We start from the raw sequence: 1528 nt of genomic DNA on the forward strand, positions 1-1528 counted from the left end.
GAACAATTGGCCGGCATCGCGGGCCAGATGCGGCACGCACTGCACCGCCGTGGCGCCCGTGCCGATGATGGCGACGCGCTTGCCCGCCAATCTGTCCATCGGCGCACCTTCGGCGGAGCCGCCGGTATAGGCATAATCCCAGCGGCTGGTGTGGAACTGGTGGCCCTTGAAGCGTTCGATGCCGGAAATGCCGGGCAGTTTAGGCACGTTCAGTGGCCCGGTGCCGATGCCGACAAAATCGGCGGTGAAATGGTCGCCGCGGTCGGTCTCGATCACCCAGACCTCTTTGGCCTCATCCCACGTGCAGGCCTTCACCTCGGTGTGGAACAGCGCCTTTTCATACAGGTTGAACGTCTGCGCGATCTTCTTGGCCTGGCCCTGGATTTCGGGGGCGTGAGCATATTTTTCGGTCGGAATATGCGCGGTTTCTTCCAGCAGCGGCATGTAGATGATGGACGCCGTGTCGCACTGGGCGCCGGGATAGCGGTTCCAGTACCAGGTGCCGCCCACATCGCCGCCGGCATCGATCAGGCGGAAATCCGTGATCCCGGCCTGCGCCAGCCGCGCGCCCGTGCACAACCCGGCAAAACCGGCGCCCACCATGGCAAAGCGCACATGATCGGTGACTGGCGCGCGTTCCAAGCGCTGCGTGTAGGGATCGCCCAGCATCTGCGGAAAATGCGTGGCCGCCCGCACATATTGGGCATTGCCCTCGGGGCGCAGGCGCTTGTCCCGCTCAAGCCGATATTTATCAAGGAGTGCGTCGCGATCGATCATGGCCGGCAAAGTGTCGACTGCATCGCGCCGCTGCAACGCTGCAATCTGCTAGACCAGCTCGCCTTTCAGCAGCGCCGGCAGTTTGCCCGTCTCGCCGCGCGCCTGATTCATGAAGAAGCGCTTCAACGGCGGCAGGCGTTCCACCGTGGACAGGCCGAAACGGCGCACCAGGCTGGGGGTGCGGCCGGGGATGGCGAACAGCCGGTTGAGGCCATCGGTGACCGCGCAGACCAGGCTGTTGTCAAACCGCCGCCACGCCGAAATCTGCGCCAGCACGTCGGGGCTGCCGAGATCGAGGCCGGACCGCGCGGCGTTGGTTAGCACTTCGGCCGCCGCCGCGACATCGCGGAAACCCATGTTGAGGCCCTGACCGGCAATCGGATGGATGCCGTGGGCGGAATCACCCAGCAACAGCAGGCGCGTGTCGGTATAACGGGCGGCGTGGTGATAACCCAGCGGCCACACGGCCTGCGGGGCAATCACCTCAATCTCGCCCATGGTGCCATCGATGCGGGCGGCGATTTCGGCGGCAAGCTGTTTGGGGCCCAGTTTCTTCGCGGCCTCCATATGCGTGCGGTCGATGGTCCACACGATGGCGGTGCGCGGGCGACCGTCTTCAGTGTCGCGCATCGGCAGCAGCGCCAGCGGGCCCGACGGGTAGAACAGTTCGCAGGCGATATTTTCGTGCGGCACCGTGTGCGCCACCATGGTGATCAGCGCGGCATGATCATATTGCCAGGTCGAAAGCGGG

General features: G+C 64.9%; 2 protein-coding genes. Both read right to left on the reverse strand.

Annotation, left to right across the window (positions count from 1 at the left end; genetic code table 11):
• Positions 1-777 (reverse strand): NAD(P)/FAD-dependent oxidoreductase (locus RMO81_RS07750; protein ID WP_310475252.1); only part of this gene is annotated, 777 nt, incomplete at its 3' end.
• Between the two features lie 48 nt (positions 778-825).
• Positions 826-1528 (reverse strand): FAD-dependent monooxygenase (locus tag RMO81_RS07755; protein WP_310475253.1); only part of this gene is annotated, 703 nt, incomplete at its 5' end.

The sequence above is a fragment of the Sandarakinorhabdus sp. genome (genome assembly GCF_031422795.1).
GTDB lineage: Bacteria > Pseudomonadota > Alphaproteobacteria > Sphingomonadales > Sphingomonadaceae > Sandarakinorhabdus.